This window comes from Deinococcus sp. Marseille-Q6407 (genome assembly GCF_946848805.1).
GTDB lineage: Bacteria > Deinococcota > Deinococci > Deinococcales > Deinococcaceae > Deinococcus.
Genome location: NZ_CAMPFU010000002.1, coordinates 527013 through 548025, shown reverse-complemented (window position 1 = coordinate 548025; position 21013 = coordinate 527013). Strand labels below are relative to the sequence as shown.

The following is a 21013-nucleotide window of genomic DNA, read 5'->3' as shown; positions in this document are numbered from 1 at the left end:
CGGACGCCGCCGCCTGCAAAGTGGGAGCACCCGCCCTGGGGGGCAGCGACGTGGGGCGTCCTCACCCGGCTGTATTAGACTGGCCAGCATGCCTACGGCGGAACTCCGCGCCTTTCTCTTCGCCCACCCGGCGGCCCATTCCCTTTCTCCTGCGCTGCATCAGGCGGCCCTGGCGGCAGTGGGGTGGGCCGGCTCCTACCGCGCGGAGGACGTGCCGCCGGAGCAGCTGGCCGGGCGCATTCAGGCGCTGCGTGACGCGGCGGCCCAGGCCGGCCCCGGCGGCCCGGTGACCGGAGCCAACCTCAGCCTGCCGCACAAGGTGAGTGTGATGGCGCTGTTGGATGACCTCACGCCGGCCGCCCGCGCCATCGGGGCGGTCAATACCCTGTTCTGGCAAGGGGGCCAGCTGTGCGGCGACAACACCGACGCGCCGGGCCTGCGGGCGGCGCTGGAAGATGCCGGCTACCGGCCTGGCTCGGCGGGCACGGAGACGCAGGCGGTGGTGCTGGGCGCCGGGGGCGCGGCCCGCGCGGCGCTGTGGGTGCTGCGTGAATGGGGCGTGCCCACCCTGATTCTCAACCGCACCCCTGAGCGGGCACAGGCCCTGGCCGACGAGTGGCGGCAGCCCGGCTGGACGCCGCAGGCCGTAGCTGCCGGCGCGGTGAACTGGAGCCGGACCGGTCTGATTCTGAACGCCAGCAGCGCGGGGCTGTCCCGGCCCGACGAAACCCCGCTGGAGCTGTCGCCGGAGCAGTGGCAGCAGCTCCCGGCCGGCGCACTGGTGTATGACATGGTCTACCGCCCCGAATTCACCCGGCTGCGGCGCGACGCCGGGGCGCAGGGAGTCCGCAGCGAGGGTGGGCTGGGCATGCTGGCCCATCAGGCGGCCCTGGCCTTCGAGCGCTGGACCGGCGAGCGACCCGCTGCCGGCCTGCTGCTGGCGGCAGCCCGCCGTGAGTTGGCTCAGTCCGCAGAAGGTGCAGAGGTAAGAGGTACAGAGGTCAAGGGTGCGGCGGCCGGAGGCGCAGAGGCATGACGGCCCCTACTCCGTCAGTGGACAAGCGCCGGCGCTTCTCCCCCCGGCTGCAGATTTCGCTGGCGACCCAGTTGCTGGTCTTGATTGTGCTGGTCACGCTGATTTCGGCGCTGGCGGTGCATACCTACGTGCGCCAGCAGCAGCTTGCCGAAACGCGCAATCACCTTGATCTGCATGCCAAGGTCCTCAGTGACCGGCTGTCCGATTACGAGAACCTGCTGCTGTCGGGCTATTCCTTCCTGTATGCCGACAAGGTGCCCGGCACCAGCCTGGGCACTTTCGTCAACGGGCTGCATCTGGAGCAGTACTTTCCCAGCGTGCACCAGATGAGTATTTTGCGCTTCACCGGCCAGCGGCTCTCGGCCGCGCCGCTGCAGCTCGGCACGGTAGAGGTAAGCCCCGGCGCCGGTGAGCTAATCCGTCAGGAGGTCAACGCGGCGATGGCCGACGGCACCATTCACATCACGGCGCCGTTTACTGCCCGCAGCCGGGTACCGGGCGGCGAGGAGTACCGCTCGCTGATGATCATTCAGCCGTGCGCGCCGGCCCGGATGGCAGGCTCGACCTCCTGCGCGCTGTACCTGCTGGTCGACGTGGAACAGCTGCTGCAGGAGGTGGGGCAGCTGACCCCGATGCCCAACGAGCGCATCCGGATTCTGATGAACGGTCAGCCGCTGAACAGCTCTATGACAGGCGGCGCTGTGACTGGGAGCGCTGCGCCGAACAGCGCTGTGCCAGACAACTCCGTGCCAGACAAGTTTGTGTCAGACAAGGCGGCCGGCCAGGGCCTGACCACCCAGGTGAACCGGCTGGGCCACGAGTGGACCCTGCAGGCGCGGGTGCCGCAGCTGACGCTCAGCAATCCGTCCAGCCTGCTGGCCCCGTTGGTGCTCATGATGGGCCTGCTGGCCGGGTTGCTGACGCACCGGCTGGTCAGCGACCAGCTGCGGCTGAACCGCCGGCTGCACCAGGCCAACTTGGACCTGGGCGCCTCGCAAAGCTACCTGGAACAGTCGCGGGCCGACTTCTCGGCCATCTTTCAGGCGATGGACGGCGGCGCGGCCTTTACCACCCCCGACGGCTTTGTGCGCATGATGAACCGCCGCTACCTGGACCTGCTGGGCCTGAGCTTCCGCGAGGTGGCCGGGCAGCACATGGATCAGGTGCGTGACCGTACGGTGGTAGATGAACCCGGCAACCGCCGCGCCCTGTTCTCCGACGAGGCACCCGAGGAATACAGCGAGGTGGTGCGGCGCATGCACGGTCCCGGCGGCCAGACCTTCTGGGGCGAGATGAGCCGCAGCCGGGTGGTCGGCCAGGGCCAGGAACTGCTGGGCTACCTGCACGTGCTGCGCGACGTGAGCGAGGCGCTGGAAACCCAGCGACGCTTGCGCGATCAAGAGCAGCAGTCGCGCGCCGCGCTGGACGGGGTGCCGCACGTGCTGTGGCTGTCCAACCGCCTGGGCCGGCTGACCTATGCCAACCAGCAGTTCCGCGACCTGCTGAGCGGGCCGGCGGTGCGTGAGCAGGTGCATCCGGACGACCAGGCCACCTACGACCGGCTCTGGGAAGAGACGTACAGCCTGGGCCAGCAGCGTGAGGCCGATGTGCGCCTGGCGCTGCGCACCCCCGAGGCACTGTTCCTGCACCAGCAGGAGCCACAGGCGCCGGCGCCCGGTTGGCGCTGGGTGTCGCTCAAGGTGGCGCCGCTGGCCACCATCAGCGGCGAGGTGAACGAGTGGATCGCGGTGGCGACCGACGTGCATGCCCGCCTGCTGGCCGAGCAGCGGGCGGTGGCCGAGCAGGACCATTACCGCCTGGTCCTGAGCGGCATGCCGCAGCTGGTCTGGACAGCGGACGCCCAGTGGAACATCACCTATGTAAATGGCCGCTGGTACGAGTTGCAACCGGGCCTGCCTGCTCCGGCCGACCTGGCCGAACTGGCGCAGCCGGTACACCCGGACGATCTGGACAAGTTCCGCCGCGCCGTGACTGAGGCCCGCGAGCTCTCCCGCCCGCTGGAAGTCGAGGTGCAGATGGTGGGGCCCGAGGGTCTTTACCGCACCTACGTGGTGCGGGCCGTGCCGCTGCTGGGAGACGGCAGCGACGTGGTGGAATGGGTGGGCACCACCACCAATGTGGACGATCAGGTGCAGGCCGAGTTCAGTGCCCGGCTGATGGTGCAGATTTCCGATGCCCTCTCGCCGCCGCCCAGCCAGGGCAACGAGCTGCTGATTCAGCGCCGCAGTTACCAGATGGCGGTCGAGTTGCTGGCCGAGTCGCTGGGGGCGGCGGCGGCCTTGTGGCGGCTCGACCCCCTGCCGCCTGCCAGCCCGGATGATTCCGCTGGGCCGGCAGGCGCGGGCAGTGCGGCGCCCCGCTGGCAGGTTCACTGGCTGGGTCAGAGCTACCAAGACGAGTATCCGCTGACGCCGGAGCTGATGCAGACCATCGAGGGCCTGGTTTGTCAGGCGGCGCAGCGCCGCGAGAGCTTTATTGACCGGGCCTCGCCGCTGCTGCACCAGATCGGTGTCACCGAGTTCCTGTCGTTGCCGCTGCTGGGGCATGACGGCAGCCTGCGCGGCATGCTGGGACTGGCCTTCCTGCATCCGGTGCAGTCGCGCGACTACACCCTGGCCGGGCAGTTGGCGCAGCGTTTCGCCCTGGCGCTCGACAACGACATCCTGCGCCAGCGGGCCATTCAGGCGCAGCAGGACCTGCAGAACCTCAACCGCTCGCTGGAGCAGCGGGTGCAGGAGCGCACCCACGAGCTGGACGAGGCCAACCGCGAGCTGGAAGCCTTCAGCTACTCGGTCAGCCACGACCTGCGCACGCCGCTGCGGCACATGACCGGCTTTGGGGAATTGCTGCGCAAGAAGCTACAGGCTGAAAACGAGGACCTCTCGCGGCAGACCGACCGCTACCTGAACGTGATTCTGGAATCGGGCCAGCGAATGGGCCAGCTGATTGACGACCTGCTGGAGTTCTCGCGCACCGGCCGCGCCGAGCTGCGCCAACAGCAGGTGGACCTGGGCGCCCTGATCGGCCGGGTGTGGGAGGCGCTGCAGCCTGACCGCGAGGGCCGGCAGGTGGCCCTGCAGGTGGGCCCGCTGCCCACCGTCTACGGCGACGAGCGGCTGCTGGCACAGGTGTTTTCCAACCTGCTCAGCAACGCCCTGAAATACTCGCGCACCAAAGGCGAGGTGCTGATTCAGGTGGACAGCACCGAGGAAGGCAAGATGGCCGAAATCCGGGTTCGTGACAATGGTGTGGGCTTTGACCCGCGCTATACCGATAAACTGTTCGGTGTGTTTCAGCGACTGCATAGCAATGACGAATTCGAGGGCACCGGCATCGGGCTGGCCAATGTCCGGCGCATCATCATGCGCCACGGCGGGCAGGTGGCGGCCCAGGGCGAGCCGGGCGTGGGCGCCACCTTTACCGTGACGCTGCCGCTGGAGCCCCGGCCCGAACAGCCCGCGCTGCCCAGCGATGACAGCGCGAAAGGACCCCAGGCATGACTGCCGACACCGAACGTGTGCTGCGGGTCCTGCACCTGGAAGACAACGACCTTGACCATGAGCTGGTGGTGGAATCGCTGCGCGCCGACTTGCCCTGGGAGCTGGAAGTGCGCCGCGCCGAGGACGAGCCCGGCTTCCTGCACGAGCTGGAAACCTTCTCGCCCAACCTGATTCTCAGCGACTATGCGCTGCCCAGCTATGACGGCCTGCGGGCTTTCCGGGCAGCCGAGGAGCACGATCCCTACCTGCCGTTCCTGATCGTGACCGGCGCGATGGGCGAGGAAATCGCGGTGGACACCCTGCGCCAGGGCGTGACCGATTACATTCTCAAGCAGCGCTTGGAACGCCTCGCCCCCAGCGTGAAGCGGGCCATTGCCGAATACGACAGCCTGCGCCGCCAGGAAATGGCCGAGCAGGCGGTGCGCGAACTGAACCTGTCGTTGCAGCAGCGCCTGGAGGAAGTCGAGCGGCTGCGCGGCGTGGCCGAGGCGCAGCGCCAGCGGCTGGAAGTGCAGGCCCAGCAGCTGTCCGAAGCGCTGACCATGCAGCGCACCTTCCTGGCCGAAACCAGCCACGAACTGCGCACGCCGCTGACCGCCCTGCTGGGTTACCTGCACCGGCTGGAACGTGAAAAAGGCTCCTCGCAGACCCTCTCGGACGCCCGGCGGGTGGCTGAAAACATGACCCGGCTGGTGGGCGACCTGCTGCAGATCTCGCGCGGTGAACTGGTGCAGGAGATCGAAATGCATTTCGTGAACCTGGACCGGCTGGTCGAGCAGGTGGGCCGCGACTTCCAGGTGGAAGCGCGGCTGCTGGACCGGCCGCTGGAAGTGCTGGGCGACCCCGGCCGCCTGACCCAAATGTTGGTGAATCTGGTGGGCAACGCGGTGCGAGTGTGTGGCTCGCCGGAGCAGGTGTCGCTGGAAGCCCGCCGCGCCGAGGGCTTTGCCGAGGTCTGCGTGATTGACCACGGCCCCGGCGTCCCCGACGACATCAAGCCGCGCATCTTCGACAAGTTCTACCGTGGCAAGGAAGCCGGCTCGGCTGGGCTGGGCCTGACCATCGCCCAGCAGGTCGTGATCGGTCATCACGGGCAGATTGACGTGGTGGACACCCCCGGCGGCGGCGCCACTTTCCGGGTCCGGCTGCCGCTGCTGGAAGAAGAGGACGAGGTCTGGGAACCCGGCGACCTCGGCGAATTGCAGGAGGCTGAAGCGCTGGAGTAACTGCGCTCTTCACACTTCCCTAAAGGGCCGCCGCCAGCGTTACTGTGCTGGCGGCGGCCTTAGGCTTTTCTGTCTGCTTTTTTCCCGCTCAGCTGCGCCCTTCCAGCTCGGCGCCGGCTTCTTCCCAGTCCTGCATCACGGCTTCTAACTGCTGTTCCAGGGTGTGCGCAGCGCGGCCCAGTTCGGCAAAGTCGGCGTCCGGAGCTGCTTGGGCCAGGGCCAGCCCGGCGGCTTCCACCTCGGCTTCCAGCCGCTCGATGTCGGCTTCCAGCGCCTCCACCTTTTTGCCCAGCTGGTAGGTGTTGAGCCCGGCGTAGCGGGTCTGGGGGCCAGCTGAGGCTGCCGCTGCTGTTGTGGCTGTAGCCGGCGCCGTTTCAGCCACCCTTCTGGCCGGCGTAGGCGCCGCAGCCGCTTCCTCGGCGGCGCGTCGGGCGGCGTGCTGATCGCGGTAATCTTCCCAGCCAGGATAGCGGTAAAACTGCCCGTCTTCCACCAGCCAGACCTGATCGGCCAGCGCCTCGATAAAGGCGCGGTCGTGGCTCACCATCAGCAGGGTGCCGCCAAAGCCGGCCAGCGCGTCTTCCAGCGCCTCGACCATCTCCATGTCCAGGTGGTTGGTCGGTTCGTCCATCACCAGAAAGTTGTGGTCCTCCTGCGCCAGTTGAAGCAGCGCCAGCCGCGCTCGCTCGCCGCCCGAGAGGATGCGGGTGGGTTTGTCGTGCTGCTCATAGGGAAACAGAAAAGTGCCCAACAGGGTGTGGGCGTCGGTGTCTTTCTGGGTGTACTCGCGGGCCACGTCAAACAGCGTCTTTTCCGGATCTACCCCGCGCAGCTGCTGGTCGTAGTAGCCTACGCTCACGCGGGCGCCGGTCAGGGTGCGGCCACGCGGGTCGTCGGAAGGGTCCAGGCCCAGCAGGGTGCGCAGCAGCGTGGTCTTGCCGGCCCCGTTGCGCCCGATAATCGCCACCCGTTCACCCCGGCGCAGCTGCACCCGCACGTCCCGGAACAGCGTGCGCTGGCCCATCTGCCGGGTCAGGTGTTGCGCGTCCAGCACCACCTCACCGCTTTCGGGCGCGTGAAAAGTGATAGATGTGGTGCGCTGCTCGGGTGGGGGAGCCGCCACGGCGCTGGCCTGCAGCCGGTCTACCCGCGCCTGCATCGCCCCGGCGCGGCGCGCCAGCTTGGACATGCCCAGCCCCCACACCTTCATGCGGTCGGCGCTGGCCTGCAGGTCGGCAATGGCCTTTTGCTGCTGTGCGAACTGCGCGGCCTGCTGCTGCAGGTCCTGCTCCAGCGCGGCGCGGAACCGGGTGTAGCCGCCGGGATAGCGCTTCAGGGAGCCGTCCCGCAGGTAGGCGGTCTCGGTGGTCACGGCGTCCAGAAAGGCCCGGTCGTGGCTGATGGCCAGCACGGCGCCGGGGTAGCGGCCCAGGAAAGTTTCCAGCCACTCCACCATTACGATGTCGAGGTGATTGGTGGGTTCGTCGAGCAGCAGCACATCCGGGTTTTCCACCAGCAGCGCCGCCAGCCCCAGGCGGGTGCGCTCGCCACCCGAGAGCCGCGAGACGTCTTCTTGCTCGCGGCCCCGGAAGCCGAAAGCCAGAGCTGCCGCTTCCTTGCGGCTGCGGCGCTGAAACCCGCCGCGCCGCCCGAACTGTTCCAGCAGTTCCTCGTGGCGCAGGATGCTGGCCTCGCTGCCGTCGGCCATCGCGCCGGCGGCCTCGCTCAGTTCGGCTTCCAGGTCGTCCAGGTCGCGGAAAGCCGCTTCCAGCACGCCGTCTACCGTGCTGCCGGGGGCAAATTTGGGGTCCTGGTTCAGACTGCGGACCCGCACCCCCGGCGCCCGCAGCACCGTGCCGCCGTCGGGCAGCACCTCTCCGGTCAGCAGTTTCAGCAGGGTGGACTTGCCGGCGCCGTTGCGGCCCACCAGCCCGATGCGTTCGCCGGCATGCAGCGCAAAGTCGATGCCTTCCAGCACGCGGTGGGGTCCATAATATTTTTCGGCACTTCTGAGGGCAACCAGCACGCGGGGCAGTATAGCGGGGGCAGGCGGCCGCCCACAGAAGCCCTTTGCTGGGCCGGGAAACTCCGGCTCAGAGTTACGGACGGGGAAGGGCTGCTGGCTTTAAACTGCGGCGCATGTGGAAAGCCGCCGCCCAACTCGCTCCGCCTACCTTGACGCTGCTTCATTCGCTCGGAACTGTGCGGGCACAGCGGCAGATGCCGGGCAGCGGTAGGGTGCTGAACAGTGCGGCGCAGGCCCAGGCGCGTGGCGGCAAGCTGCGGGTGGCGGCCCGCTGCTCCGGCCAGGAAGTGTCTGGCCAGGAAGTGTTTGGAGAGTGAAGGCGGAATGACCTCCCTGAGAAACCCCCGGCGCTGGTGGCAGGTGCCGGGCCGCCATGCCAGCTGGCCTTACCTGCTGCTGGCCGGTCTGGTGCTGGGCGGCCTGCTGGGTGTGGTCTGGCCGGCCAATCCGGCAGCCTGGAGCCTGGCCTCGCAGGCGTTTCCACGGCCGGGCGGTCAGGTGGTGCTGGTTGACCTCGACGCCGCCAGCCTGGCCGACTACGGCCCCCTGAACTCCTGGAGCCCGGAGCTCTACCGGAGCGCGGCCGAGCAGTTGCAGCAGGCCGGCGCGAGCGCCGTGGGGCTGGATGTGGTGCTGGACCCGGCCCGCCGGGAAACAGCGCCGCTGGTCCAGGCCCTGACCCACAGTGGGGTGGTGCTGGCTGCTCCTACGCCGGACAGCGCCGCGCAGCCCGGCTACGGCTTCAGTGCCGTGAACAGCAGCCGGTTGCTGCAGCCCTACGCTTTTCAGACCGCCTACCCCACCGCCCAGGGAAAGCTGGTGCCCAGCTTGGCCTGGCGGCTGGCCCAAGCGGCTGGCGCCAGCGTGCCGCTGGAATCCCAGCCCCGCCTGCTGCACCGGTTTGTTCCATCTGCGCTGGACACACGCCTTAGCTTCCGCGACGTGGTGGCGGGCCGCTTCCCTCACGGGGACGTGCAGGGCAAAGTGGCCCTGATCGGTCAGGCCTCGCCCGACCCGGAGCGGCTGCCGGGCAGCGAACTTCAGGCCCGCGCCGCCGCCAGTCTGCTGGCACCGCCTTTTCTGAACTTTCCAGGCTGGGCCGTGGGCCTAATGGCGGCTCTGATCGCCGGGCTGAGCGTGGTGCTGGGCCGTTTCTGGGGGCTGGCACAGGCACTGCTGCTGCCGGCGCTGATGCTGCTGCTCTGGCGCGCCGGGGTGGCCCTGCCGGGCGTGACCCTCTCGCTCGCCGCCCTGACCGGGCTGCTGCTGGTGGGCGCCGAAGCTCTGCTGGTGCGGCGCAGCGCCCGGCTTCACAGCAGCGTTAACGAGCAGATGCTGGGCACCCGCGCCGGACTGTCACAGGCGGTGGAAACGCTACTGGCCGCTGCTGCTCCGGACGCCGGCCGGCCCTGCCTGTTCCTGGTGGAGCTGGAAGGCTACGCAGCGCTGCAGCAGCGGTTTGGCGTGACCTTGGCCGAGGAGGCGGTGGACCAGAGCCTGCAGCGGCTGCTGAGCCTTGCGCCGGTGGTGCCCCGGCTGGAAGGCTTCGGCTTTCGCTGGGACCGCGGCGAACTGGTATTTATCGTGGACCCGGTGCAGTCCGAGACCGAAGCCCGCGAGATCGCTGACTATTTCGCCCTGACCGTGAGCGGTGTGGTGCTGCGCGGGCAGTCGCTGCTTCCCCGCGGCGGATACGCCTGGGTGCGGAAACCCGAAGGCCTGGCGCTGGACGAGGTATCGGCCCACTCGCTGGTCGGGGCGGCCCGCCAGACCCTGCGGCCGGTGGTTGAGCCGCTGCCGCCGCAGCCCTAAGCTGACGCCGCTCCCGATGGCGACGCCCCAAAGCAAGCCGCCCGGAATCCTGATGGACCGGGCGGCTTGCTTTGGTTGTGAGTCTTTTCGCTGCGGGACCGCTCAGCGGCCCCACCTGTGGCGAGAGGTCAGGCGCTCAGGCGCCAACTTCTTCGCCCACCGCTTCGCTGACCGGGGCGGGGGTTGCCGCCAGATCGTCGCTGTCGTCCTGGGCACCGGCGGCAGTCGCTTCCGCGCCGCTCTGGTTGCCGGCGCGGATGGTGTTCAGCACCCGGCGGCGAATTTCTTCTTCCAGTTCGGGGCGCTCGGCAATGTACTGCATGGCCTTTTCCTTGCCCTGGCCGATGCGGTCGTCGCCGTAGGAGTAGAAGCTGCCGGCCTTCTTGATGATGTCCATGTCGGAGGCCAGGGTCACCAGGTCGTTCAGCTGGTCAAAGCCCTTGCCGTACACCAGCGCCAGTTCCACTTCCTTGAAGGGCGCGGCGACCTTGTTCTTGACGGTCTTGACCTTGACGGTGTTGGCCACGGCGTCGTTGCCCACCTTGATCGGCTGGCCGATCTTGCGCACGTCCAAGCGCACGCTGGAGTAGAACTTCAGCGCCCGGCCGCCGGTGGTGGTTTCGGGGTTGCCGTACATCACGCCGATCTTTTCACGGACCTGGTTGATGAAGATGGCGGCGGTGCCGGTCTTGGACAGAATCGAGGTCAGCTTGCGCAGGGCCTGGCTCATCAACCTGGCCTGCAGGCCGGGCAGCGAGTCGCCCATGTCGCCTTCGATTTCGGCCTTGGGGGTCAGGGCCGCCACCGAGTCCACCACCACGATGTCCATCGCGCCGGAGCGGACCAGCAGTTCCATGATTTCCAGCGCCTGCTCACCGTTGTCCGGCTGCGACACCAGCAGTTCGTCGGTGTTCACGCCTAGGGCGCGGGCATAGACCGGGTCCAGCGCGTGTTCGGCGTCAATAAAAGCAGCGGTGCCGCCGGCCTTCTGGGCCTGAGCGATGATGCTCAGGGCCAGGGTGGTCTTGCCGCCCGACTCGGGGCCGTAGATCTCGGTGACGCGGCCGCGCGGTACGCCGCCCACGCCCAGCGCCAGGTCCAGGCTCATGGAGCCGGTGGAGATGGTCTGCACGTCCAGCTTGCTCTCGGCGCCCAGCTTCATGATCGAGCCTTTGCCGAACTGCTTTTCAATCTGGCTCAGGGCGGTGTCGATGGCCTTCTGGCGTTCCTTGGCGTCGGTGGGCATCACGGTGGGTTCTTTGACGGTTCTGCTCATGAGTTCTCCTGTGCCTCTACGGCAGCTGCGGGTGCAGCGGGGTCCGAAATCTCGGGGGTGGGGTCGGGTGCGGCGGCGGCCAGCGGCGCGCCCCGCAACTCAAAGCGGGAGATGGTCTGGTAGATGGGGCCGGTCTTGCGCAGCACCGATTTCACCAGGCTGACGTGTCCGGCGGTCCAGCCGGTGTCTTCAAACACCAGCGGGGGCAGGCGCGGGGCGGGGCCTTTCTTGCGGGCCAGGGTGACATGGGCCTTGAACGCTTTGTCGTCGGTGTCCAGCCCCAGGTCGGCCACGCCGGCGCGCAGGGCGGCGGCCAGGCTGTCCAGCCCCTCGGCCTCGGTCTTGACGAACCAGACCCGGGGGCTGCCCTCGTTGGGAAAGTAGCCGGTGCCGCGCAGCAGGATGTCCAGCGGCGGCACTGAGCGGGCCGCCTCCACGCCAAGGCGTTTGAGGTCGTCCAGCCGCTCGGGCGGCACCCCCGGCAGGTACGCCAGGGTGATGTGCAGCTGCGAAGGCTCGACCCGGCGCCAGTTGCCGCGCAGCTTGCCTTGCGCCTGCGCCAGTTCGGCGGCTACAGCGTCCGGCACCTTGAGGGCATAAAACAGCCGCAGCCGGTTGCCCTCAGCGCCGCCGGAAGGATGCTGCCCGGAAGACCGCCGCCGCTGCTGGCCGTGCCCCTGGGGGCGGCGGCCCGTCACGCGGCGTGCCTGACGGCGGGCAGCGCAGTGAAAAGAGCGAGTGTCCGGAAAGTGTCGTGTTGTGTAGCGGTTGATTCTGTTCTGGGCATAACAACGCCTCGGAGTATAACCGAAAAGCGAAGTGAGGGCTAGGGGGGGGCCGGGGCGGGGGCTGGGGGCGGCGCCCCGGCGGCAAAGCTTGCCCGACTTCCAGACCTGCCGGCCCCCTGCGGGCTAGACTGAGGCAGTGACTACCGAGCCGACCCCCCAGCCCAACCGTTTTCGTGCTCGCTCCGTTTTCTCTGTCCTGGACGCTGCTGAGGTGACGCAGTGAGCGCCATTTACCAGCGGGCCAGGCCCATCCACTGGGACGAGGTGGTGGGTCAGGAACACATCAAAGGCGTCCTGAAAACTGCCCTGGAACAGGGCCGGGTGGGCCACGCCTACCTGTTCAGCGGGCCGCGCGGGGTGGGCAAGACGACTACCGCCCGCCTGATCGCCATGACCGCCAACTGCACCGGCCCGGAGCCCAAGCCCTGCGGCGAGTGCGAAAATTGCCGGGCGGTGCGGGCTGGGTCGCACCCCGACGTTTTGGAAATTGACGCAGCCAGCAACAACTCGGTGGAAGACGTGCGCGAGCTGCGCGAGAAAGTGGGCCTGGCGCCCATGCGCGGCGGCAAGAAAATCTACATCCTCGACGAAGCGCACATGATGTCCAGGGCGGCCTTCAACGCGCTGCTCAAGACGCTGGAAGAACCACCTGAGCACGTCATTTTCATTCTGGCGACCACCGAGCCGGAGAAAATCATTCCCACCATTCTCTCGCGCTGCCAGCACTACCGTTTTCGCCGCCTGACCGCCGAGGAGATTGCCGGCAAGCTGCAGGGACTGGCCGAGGCGGAGGGCGTGAGCGCCGAGCCGGAAGCCCTGAACCTGATGGGACGGCTGGCCGACGGCGCCATGCGCGACGGCGAAAGCCTGCTGGAGCGGATGCTGGCGGCCGGCACCGCCGTGACCCGCCGCGGCGTGGAAGAGGCGCTGGGCCTGCCGCCCGGTGAGCAGATGCGGACGCTGGCCGGCGCGCTGGTGCAGGGTGATGCGGCCCCGGCCATCAGCGGCGCGGGTGAGCTGTACCGCGCTGGATTTGCGGCCCGCACGGTGGTGGAGGGTCTGGTTGAGGCACTGTCGCAGGCCCTCCACGCCGAACTGGGCGTGATCCAGGGCCCCGAAGCCGACGCTGCCCGGCTGCCCGGCGCCGATGTGCCCCGGCTGCTGCGGCTGCAAGCGGCGCTGGACGAGCAGGAAAGCCGCTTTTCCCGCGCCGCCGACCTGCTGAGTCTGGAACTGGCCCTGACGCACGCCCTGCTGGCAGCGGACGAGGGCGAGGGGAATGGCGCGCCGGCCCGCGCCCCGGCGGCTCAGGGAGGTCAGGGCGGTGGCGCTACGGAACTCTCGGCCCGCCTGAGCCGGCTGGAACGTGAACTGGCGACCCTGCGGACCAGCAGTGCTCCCGCAGCCGCAGCGGCGCCAGCGGCTCCCCACACGGCCGCGCCGGTTGAGGATTTCGAACCGGTGCAGCGCCGCGCCCCGGCGGCTGCCCGCACGGCGGCGCCGGCCCGGGGACCGCAGGCGGCTGCTCCGGCGAGCGGCACCTGGGCCGATGTGCTGCAAGGTGCCAGCATGCAGACCCGCGCTTTTCTCAAGCCGGCCCGCATGCACGCCGAGGCCGGCTATGTGAGCCTCAGCTACGACGCCCGCAGCAGCTTCCACGCCCGGCAGATCATGACCAAGCTGGACGAGCTGACCCCGCTGCTGGAACAGGTGTTCGGTGCCGTCACGCTGGAAATCATCACCGCCGACAATGGGGGCGGCCGTAAGTTCCCGGTGGGCGGCGGGCAGGCGGCCCGCGAAGTGGCCGAGGACCCGGTTCCCGCCCCTGCTGCGGCGCAGGTGGCCCCACCCCGCCCCGCCCCTGCGCCGCAAGGAGACGTGATAGATGACTTCGACCCCCTGGCCCGCCACGCTGGGCCAGCCCACCCGGAGCCGGCTCAGCACCGTGAAGCGGCTCCAGCCCGGCCTGCCCCGGTGCAGCAGGACCAGGCGCAGGAAGACCATGGGCCGGATGAACAGATGCAGGGCAGCGAGGCTGAGGCCCAGCCCGCGCCACGCGACTCGGCCCCGCTGCGCCCGGCGCCGCCCTCCACCCCCGACGACATGGCCGAGGCGCCGCTGCCCGGTGAATCGCTGCCCTGGCAGGACAGCCCGGCCGAGCAGCCACCCCTGCCGGCCGGCACCGCCGAGCACACCCCCGAAACCCCGGCTGAAACGGCGTCCCGCGAGCTGTACCTGGGCGAGCCGGTCACCGAGGAGCCCAGCTGGGAAGACTTCGGCCCGCCCAGCGAGCGCAGCAGCAGCGCGGACGTGGCCCGGCCCCCGGCGCACGAGCCGGCCAGCCACGAGCGCCGGGGAGGCGGTGGTGCGCCGGGGGGAGCCACGCGGGGTGAACCCGCTGCTTCTGCCCCGGCCGCAGCGGCCAGTGCGGCCGCACCCATCCGCGATATCCGCGCCCACCCCATGTACGAGGACATCCGCAGCCGCTTTGCTGGGCAGGTCCGCGAGATCGGCAAGAACCGGACCCCGCCGCCCAGTGCCCCCGAAGAGGAGGGCGGCGACGAGGACGAATAAACCCGGAAAGCCAGCCCGGCGGGTCCGGCCGCTTAGAGCATCTGATAAAAAGCTGGCACAGCTTTGCTGCGGAGCAGAGAATGACGCAGGTGGCGGTGATGTTCCGGCGCCCGCGTCATTCGGAGGACTGCTCTAGACTGGAAGCATGGTTGCCTCTGCTTTCAGCGATCCCCAGCGGGCCTGGGCCTACTGCCCCGAAACGCCGCTGGCCGGCACGCCCGGCGGTCCCCTCAGCGGCCTGACTTTCTCGGTCAAGGACCTGTTCGGGGTGGCCGGCTGGCCGCTGCGGGCCAGCACCCGCGCCAGCCTGCCCGATGTCGCCCCCAGCCCACTTGTTGCCCGGCTGCTGGAGCTGGGCGCCAGCGCGGCCGGCAAGACCCACCTGCACGAGATTGCCATGGGCATTCTGGGCGCCAACGCTTTTGGCGGCACCGAGCATCCTTTCCTGCCGGGCCACGTGACCGGCGGCAGCAGTTCCGGGGCCGCTGTGACGGCAGCGCTGGGCCAGGTGGACTTTGCGCTGGGCACCGATACCGGCGGCTCTATCCGGGTGCCGTCGGCATGGTGCGGCGTGTACGGGTACAAGCCCACCAAGAACTACCCGGCCTGGCCCACCGAGGGTGTCCTGCCGCTCAGCCCCACCTGTGACCACACCGGCCCGCTGGCCCGCGAGTTCGGCACCATTCTGCGGGTGCAGGAAGCCCTGACTGGGGCGGCAGTGCCGCAGCAGAGCTGGGCCGGCATGCGGGTGGGCCTCTGGCGGCCGCAGGGCTGGCTGGACGCGGACGCGCAGCAGGCCCTTTCCAGCCTGGCGGCCCGGCTGGAACAGCAGGGCGCGGAGTTGCTGCCGCAACCGGTCACGCTGCCCAATATGCTGGATGCCTACAGCGACATCGTGGGTCACGAGGCGGCGCAGGTTCATGCGGCCGCACTGGCGCAGGCCGACCCCGGCTTCAGCCCGGATATTCTGGACAAACTGCGCGCCGGGCAGGGCCTGACTGGCGCCGCAGTCCAGGCCGCTTATGCCCGGCGCGAGAGCTACCGCCAGCTGCTTACAGACATCTTTGCCGGGTGTGACCTGATTCTGGCCCCGGCCGTGCCCTGCCTGCCGCCGCGTATCGGCGTGGAGGAGGCAGCGCTGCCGGACGGCCCCACCAACATTCGCCTGGCCGTGCTGCGGCTGACCGCCCCTTTCTCTCTGCTGGGCGCGCCGGCTGTGGCGCTGCCTTCCGGGGTGGACTGGCTGGGCGCGCAGCTGGTGGCCCCCTGGGGCGAGGACACCCGCTTGCTGGGGCTGGTGCGGGAACTGGCCGGATGAGGCACCGGGTCGCTGCCCTGGCCCTGGCACCGGTCCTGACCCTGGGCCTGAGCGCCTGCAGCGATTCCAGCCAGAAGCCGCTGGTCTGGGGAGCACCCAGCAAAGACGCCGAGGCGGAATGGCAGCAATACACTCAGCCCATCTTCATGAGCAGTGATGTCATGTCGGTCACTGGCAGCCGGAGCAGCGCCTTGCTGACTTTTCCGCCGCAGACGGCCGCTGTCATCAGCGTGCGGGTGGACAACCGCGGGCAGGCCCACGAGGGTCTGGTCGTGGCTGGAATTCAAGAAAGTCTGCAGCAGGCCACCGGCAAAGACAGGATTCCGCCCACGGCCCGTTACCAGCAGGAATGGACTATAGGCGAGCGGTTCCGCACCACCGCCCAAGAGCGGAAAACCTGCCTGACCGCCCTGGCAGCCCAGCAGGTGACCCACTGGAAGAAGCAGCTGGAACGGAGCCTGGTGGTCAGCCAGCCGAAATCCTGCCTGTCCGGCGCAGATACCGGCTGGCCTACTCAGCGGACAGCGCCGCTGCGGCTGGACGAGTGGAATACCCTTTACCTTTACGAGACGGCCGGCCGGAACCCCTGGGTGTATGCGGTGGCGGTGTATCCTTCCAGCCAGCCTCTGCGCGTGCAGGCGGGTGATTATGCAGGCCCGGTGATCGCCATTGCCGAGGCTGCCGCTGGCAAGCCGGTTCGCCTGGGCCTGGGCGGGCCGGACGGTCAGGACTCACCGGCCGGGCCACCGGTGCCCTCGCTGAGCGCGCTGCGCCAGCAGCTTCATTGAGTTGGGCAGTGAGCGGTGTCACTTGCCAGCTGGCTTCAGGCTCCAGCGATGTCCTCAGGTCGGCCGCAGCGCCAGAAGAGAGGGGCCCAGAGGGTAGGAGCGGCGTCATCCCCGGTCCCCAGCCCCTAACTCCGGCGCCCCGTGCACTTGCTGTGACAGCCGGCTATTTGGCCTCGTACCAGTTGTCGCTGATTCCGGCTTCCACCACCAACGGCACCTTCAGCTGCACCACGTTTTCCATCACTTGTTTGGTCAGCGCAGCGACTTCCTCGGCGCGTTCTTCGGGGGTTTCGATCAGTAGTTCGTCGTGCACCTGAATCAGCATCCGGGCGCCCAGCGCGTCCAGGCCCGGTTCCAGCGCTACCATCGCCATTTTCATGATGTCGGCGGCGGTGCCCTGAATTGGCATGTTGTAGGCCAGCCGCTCGCCGGCTTCGCGCAGGTTGCGGTTGCGGGCCTTCAGCTCCGGCACGTAGCGGCGGCGGCCGTACAGCGTTTCCACATAGCCGTGCTGCCGCCCGAATTCCAGCGTTTCGTCGATATAACGCTGAATGCCGGGATAGATGCCGAAATAGTTCTCGATAAAGCCGGTGGCCTCAGCATACGGAATCCCCAGCTCGTTGCTGAGCCGGTGGGCACTCATGCCGTACAGCACGCCGAAATTCACTGTCTTGGCAGCGCGGCGCTGGTCCGGGGTGATGGTGTCCTCGTCCAGCCCCAGCACCTGCGAGGCGGTGCGGCGGTGAATATCGGCCCCTTCCTGAAAAGCCCGCTGCATCGGCTCGTCGCCGGCGATGTGGGCCATCAGCCTCAGTTCCAGCTGCGAATAGTCGGCCGCCACCAGCCGGTAGCCGGGGTCCGCAATAAACCCGCGCCGGATTTCCCGGCCCTCTTCCGAGCGAATGGGAATGTTCTGGAGGTTGGGGTTCAGGCTGCTCAGGCGCCCGGTCGCCACGGCGGTCTGGGCAAAAGTGGTGTGCAGCCGCCCGGTGCGTGGGTTGACCAGCCGCGGCAAGGGGTCGAGGTAGGTGCCGCGCAGTTTTTCCAGCTCACGGTATTCCAGAATCAGGGGGATGATGGGATGCTCGCCCCGCAGCGGTTCCAGGGCGCTCATGGCGGTGGAGCGCTTGCCGGTCAGTTTGGTCTTCTTGCCGGTGTCCAGCCCCAGTTCATCGTACAGCACGGCTTCCAGCTGGTCGCGGCTGCGAATGCTGAATTCGTGCCCGGCCGCCTCGTAAATCTGGGCTTCCAGTCGGTCCAGCCGGCCCTGCAGGGCCAGCGACAGGCCCTGCAGATACTCGCTGTCCAGCCGTACGCCGCGCGCTTCCATCCGGGCCAGCACGCCGCTGAGGGGTTTTTCCACCGCTGTGTACAGCCGCATGCGGGCCTCGTCCAGCTGTGGGGGCAGCAGTTCCAGCAGCTGCGCGGCAATGGCCGCCCGCGCGGCCGCGTCGTCGGGCCAATCGGTGTTCAGGTAGCGCTTGGCCACTGCCGGCATGGCGGTGTTGGCCGGGTCCAGCAGGTAAGCCAGCAGCAGCGGGTCGTCGCCGGGGGTGACCTCACAGCCGCGCACGCTCAGCCAGGCCGCCAGGGCTTTGGCGCCGGCCGCGTCCAGTTCGTGCCCGCCCAGGGCGGCAGTCAGAACCGTTTCGTCCACTTCGGGCAGCGGTTCTTTTTTCTTGCCACGCTTCTTGGGTTTTTCCTCTGCGTCTCCTGAATCCAGCAGGCGGGGCGGCTCGCTACCTTGCAGGGGTGCCGGGTCATGCAGAGGCACCGGGCGGGCCACCTCACCGTCCAGCCAGGCGGCGCCGGTCAGACTGGCGGTCAGGTCGTCTTCGCGGCTTAGCAGGTAACCCCAGACCGCCTCCTGACCCTCCGGCAGCTCAGGCACCTGCCACTCGCCGGTTTCGGGCGGCTGAAACTCGGCCAGGGCGCCGCTTTCGGCCTGGTCGCTCTCTGCGGTGGGAGGGCTGGTCAGCTCTCCGGCCACCAGCCGGGCAATCTCGCCGCGCAGCGATTCCAGCTCCAGCTCGCCCAGCAGTTCGTTCAGTTGGGCGGGGTCGCCGGCGCCGCGCTCGGCGCGCAGCTCGCAGTCTAGGTCCAGGTCGCACACCATCTGCGACAGCTCACGGCTGAACCGCACGGCGTCCTCGCTGTCCAGCAGCTTTTTCCGGGTGCCTTTGGGTTCCAGCGTGCCGGCCTTGGCTGCTTCCAGCGCGGCGTCCAGCGTGCCGTATTCCTGCAGGATCTTGGTGGCGGTCTTGGGGCCGATGCCCTTGGCACCGGGGATGTTGTCGCTGGCGTCGCCGGTCAGGGCGCGGAAATCCACCCACTGGGACACCGTCACGCCGTACTTGTCCAGCACGTCCTGGGGGCCGAACAGCGAATTGTCGTTCTTGATGACCTTCACGTCATCGGCCAGCAGCTGATAGGCGTCGCGGTCAGAGGTCAGAATCCGCACCTGCATACCTTCTTGCTGCCCCCGCTTGGTCATCGTGGCGATCACGTCGTCGGCCTCGTAGCCGGGAACTTCCAGCCGCGGCCAGCCCAGCGCGTCTACCAGGGCCCGGATACGCCGAATCTGCGGCGGCAGGTCACCCGGCGTCTCGGCGCGGCCCGACTTGTAGTCCTCGTACTGCTCGTGGCGGAACGTGCCGCCGGGAGGGTCGAACACCACCACCAGCTGATTGCCTTTTTGCCGCGCCATCCGCAGGGCCTGGCGCATGAACCCGATGATGGCGTGGGTGCTTTCACCTTTGGAGTTGCTCAGCGGCGGTAGGGCGAAGTACGAGCGGAAAGCCAGCGCGTGGCCGTCGATCAAGACCAGGGTGTCCGGCTGCGGCGCAGCGGCGGGGGAGGGTGAAGACATGCCGCCAGTCTACAGGCGGCGAGTGGGAAACTCGGCTTCAGCTCCCACTTTGTTTCACCAGGCGAGAAGGGCTGCTTTCCCGGACAAAGACATAGCCATCGCAGGAATCCAGGTTCATGGGATACTGGTAGGTGGTACTGCCAGGCGCGTAGAGCAGCCCTATCTGCGAGAAGTTCATGCCCTTGCCCAGCCACTCTTTCAGTGCAGGCTGGGCCTGGAAATCTTTCAGGGAGATGTAGCCTGCAGGTTGCTCAGGAGGCAGGGCAGAGGCAGCTAAGCCGTCTATCTGATAAGCCACAGGCGGCAGCAGTTCCCGGGCTTCCCAGCGGCGATTGGGGCCAGAGAGTTCTTCAAAAGCATTCGCCTTCCCACGGCCTGGGGTTGAGCAGATGATTTGGTATCGTTCTGCGCCCAGGCTCTCCCCCAGGAAGGTCCCAATGCCCGACCCACTCCCGGGGAGGGAACGGCCGACATGGATGTTGTGTGCCCAGACGGCTCCTTTTCTCCCTGCGGTGGCCTTCTGGGCGTTGCGGGCCATGAACTCGTTCTCCAATGACAAACTGCGGTTGAGTGCGGCCGCGTTCTTGGGGTCGCGCGCCGCCGTGTACGCATCCAGCAGCTCGTCGAACTGCCCCAGAGCACCGGCCAGATACTGGATGTCAGCCAGTTTCGGGTCACTGGCCGGTAACTGTGCGACTGCGCCCGCCAGATTTTTGAGGGCCTGGCGCTCTTCGGGAAAAGCGTCGATATCATTGATGAACTTGTACCAGCGTTCGGGAGAGAGCTGAATCAGGGCGGCAGTGTTCCGCTTGGCGTCGCCTTCCAGCAGGAGCCGGTACAGTTCCCCAGCCGTAAACGAGGGAGTTCTTGAATCGATGCCCCAGACCTCAAAGGGCGGCTGGTGCCCGGCCTTGTTCTGCTGGCGCATCCAGGTCAACAGCTCGGAGGTGGTCTGCGTCGTAAAGTTGAACTGAGACAGGGCGAAGATGTCCCTCAGGTCTTCGTCCCCTTCGCCCAGAACCCAGCGGTTGAGTTTATAGACGTAGCCTGGGTCGGCCTCGAAGGTCAGCACCGTAAAGCCGTGGTGGGTGGCCAGCTGTTTGAACAGTTGGGCCTTGAGTTGGTGGATTTCCTCTGTTCCGTGAGACCCTTCGCCCAGGCCCACAAGTTGTGCTGCGCCATAAGGAGCCAGCCACGCAGGGTCATGCAGGTCACCGGCAAACTGCAGGGTGGGCAGCGGCTGCAGGACCTCCTTCACGGCTGCCTTTCGGCGGGCCAGAACCTCTGCTGCAGGTTTCAGTTCAGCCTCTACTGTCACTTGCTGGCCCTGGAACTCTGTCGTCTGCTTGAGCGGCTGGCTACGTTGGAGCTTCCACTGACCTTCACTCTGTCTCCAATAGTCGACCCCGTCGTTCGTCCAGGAAATGGGTGCCCTGGACTCTGCGATCACACCGCCAGGTCCCGCCAGGATCCCTTTGACGGCGGAACGTGTTTTCACCTCGAAACCGCCGTCAATAGGCTGGCTGCTCAGGATATCCAGCTGAGACTTCATCTCGCTGACCACGGAGTCTTGAGCAATGGCCCCGAGTCCTTTCCGGGTTTCCTGCTGGCCCAACAGTGTGGACTGGGTGTGGTCAGGGGTGGCGTGGTCCAGAATGAATCGGGTCGCGGCCAGACTCGTGTTTTGCTCCGCCAGCTGCCGGTAAAAGTCCTGGATTTCTGCGGGCAACTCGGCGCTTGCCTGAGCCTGCGCTTAAGAGATTGTCGCCCCAGTGGCAG

At 67.9% G+C, this 21013-nt stretch carries 13 protein-coding genes; 8 read left to right on the top strand and 5 right to left on the bottom strand.

All coding sequences use genetic code 11. The annotated features are described in order from the left end of the window. Positions 1–88 precede the first annotated feature (88 nt). From OCI36_RS04665 to OCI36_RS04655, 3 genes are read left to right on the top strand one after another with little or no spacing between them, the layout of a single operon-like run. Positions 89–1036 (top strand): shikimate dehydrogenase, encoded by a 948-nt coding sequence (locus OCI36_RS04665; RefSeq protein WP_261663913.1) that lies wholly within the window; start codon positions 89–91, stop codon positions 1034–1036. Then, entirely contained in the window at positions 1033–4557 is a 3525-nt protein-coding gene (locus OCI36_RS04660) for an ATP-binding protein (protein WP_261663912.1), read from the top strand. The genes OCI36_RS04665 and OCI36_RS04660 overlap by 4 nt, the downstream gene beginning before the upstream one ends. Further along, positions 4554–5783 (top strand): hybrid sensor histidine kinase/response regulator, encoded by a 1230-nt coding sequence (locus tag OCI36_RS04655; protein WP_261663911.1) that lies wholly within the window; start codon positions 4554–4556, stop codon positions 5781–5783. Before OCI36_RS04660 ends, OCI36_RS04655 begins: the two co-directional genes overlap by 4 nt. 88 nt (positions 5784–5871) lie before the next feature. Here the strand turns inward: OCI36_RS04655 and OCI36_RS04650 are convergent, their stop codons facing one another. Beyond that, positions 5872–7809, bottom strand: a complete 1938-nt coding sequence (locus OCI36_RS04650; RefSeq protein WP_315941244.1) for an ABC-F family ATP-binding cassette domain-containing protein — start codon at positions 7807–7809, stop codon at positions 5872–5874. 113 nt (positions 7810–7922) lie between these two features. Between OCI36_RS04650 and OCI36_RS04645 the strand changes: the two genes are divergently transcribed. Beyond that, the gene (locus OCI36_RS04645) at positions 7923–8126 is read left to right on the top strand and encodes a hypothetical protein (RefSeq protein WP_261663910.1); all 204 of its coding nucleotides are present in this window, start codon (positions 7923–7925) and stop codon (positions 8124–8126) included. Between the two features lie 7 nt (positions 8127–8133). Next, positions 8134–9621: a CHASE2 domain-containing protein gene (locus OCI36_RS04640; RefSeq protein ID WP_261663909.1), complete on the top strand. Its 1488-nt coding sequence runs from the start codon at positions 8134–8136 to the stop codon at positions 9619–9621. Between the two features lie 136 nt (positions 9622–9757). Here the strand turns inward: OCI36_RS04640 and recA are convergent, their stop codons facing one another. After that, on the bottom strand, positions 9758–10867 hold the full coding sequence (recA, locus tag OCI36_RS04635; protein WP_261664377.1) for a recombinase RecA: 1110 nt from the start codon (positions 10865–10867) through the stop codon (positions 9758–9760). Between the two features lie 26 nt (positions 10868–10893). Then, positions 10894–11595 carry an RNA 2',3'-cyclic phosphodiesterase gene (thpR, locus tag OCI36_RS04630; protein ID WP_261663908.1) on the bottom strand — a complete coding sequence of 234 codons (702 nt, stop codon included), beginning with the start codon at positions 11593–11595 and terminating at the stop codon, positions 10894–10896. Positions 11596–11904: 309 nt separating this feature from the next. Here thpR and dnaX point away from each other — a divergent pair, with 309 nt between their 5' ends. The 3 genes from dnaX (at position 11905) to OCI36_RS04615 (ending at position 16365) form a co-directional block, all read left to right on the top strand. Next, on the top strand, positions 11905–14259 hold the full coding sequence (dnaX, locus tag OCI36_RS04625; protein ID WP_261663907.1) for a DNA polymerase III subunit gamma/tau: 2355 nt from the start codon (positions 11905–11907) through the stop codon (positions 14257–14259). A 145-nt stretch (positions 14260–14404) separates the two neighbouring features. Further along, complete coding sequence (locus OCI36_RS04620; protein WP_261663906.1) at positions 14405–15577, top strand: amidase; 1173 nt, start codon at positions 14405–14407, stop codon at positions 15575–15577. Then, positions 15574–16365: a hypothetical protein gene (locus OCI36_RS04615; protein WP_261663905.1), complete on the top strand. Its 792-nt coding sequence runs from the start codon at positions 15574–15576 to the stop codon at positions 16363–16365. Before OCI36_RS04620 ends, OCI36_RS04615 begins: the two co-directional genes overlap by 4 nt. Before the next feature lie 163 nt (positions 16366–16528). Here OCI36_RS04615 and polA read toward each other — a convergent pair whose 3' ends face one another. Both polA and OCI36_RS04605 read right to left on the bottom strand, forming a co-directional pair. Continuing rightward, a complete protein-coding gene (gene polA, locus OCI36_RS04610) occupies positions 16529–19234 on the bottom strand; it encodes a DNA polymerase I (RefSeq protein ID WP_261663903.1) in 2706 nt (901 codons plus the stop codon). A gap of 37 nt (positions 19235–19271) precedes the next feature. Continuing rightward, complete coding sequence (locus OCI36_RS04605; protein ID WP_261663902.1) at positions 19272–20963, bottom strand: erythromycin esterase family protein; 1692 nt, start codon at positions 20961–20963, stop codon at positions 19272–19274. Positions 20964–21013 lie beyond the last annotated feature (50 nt).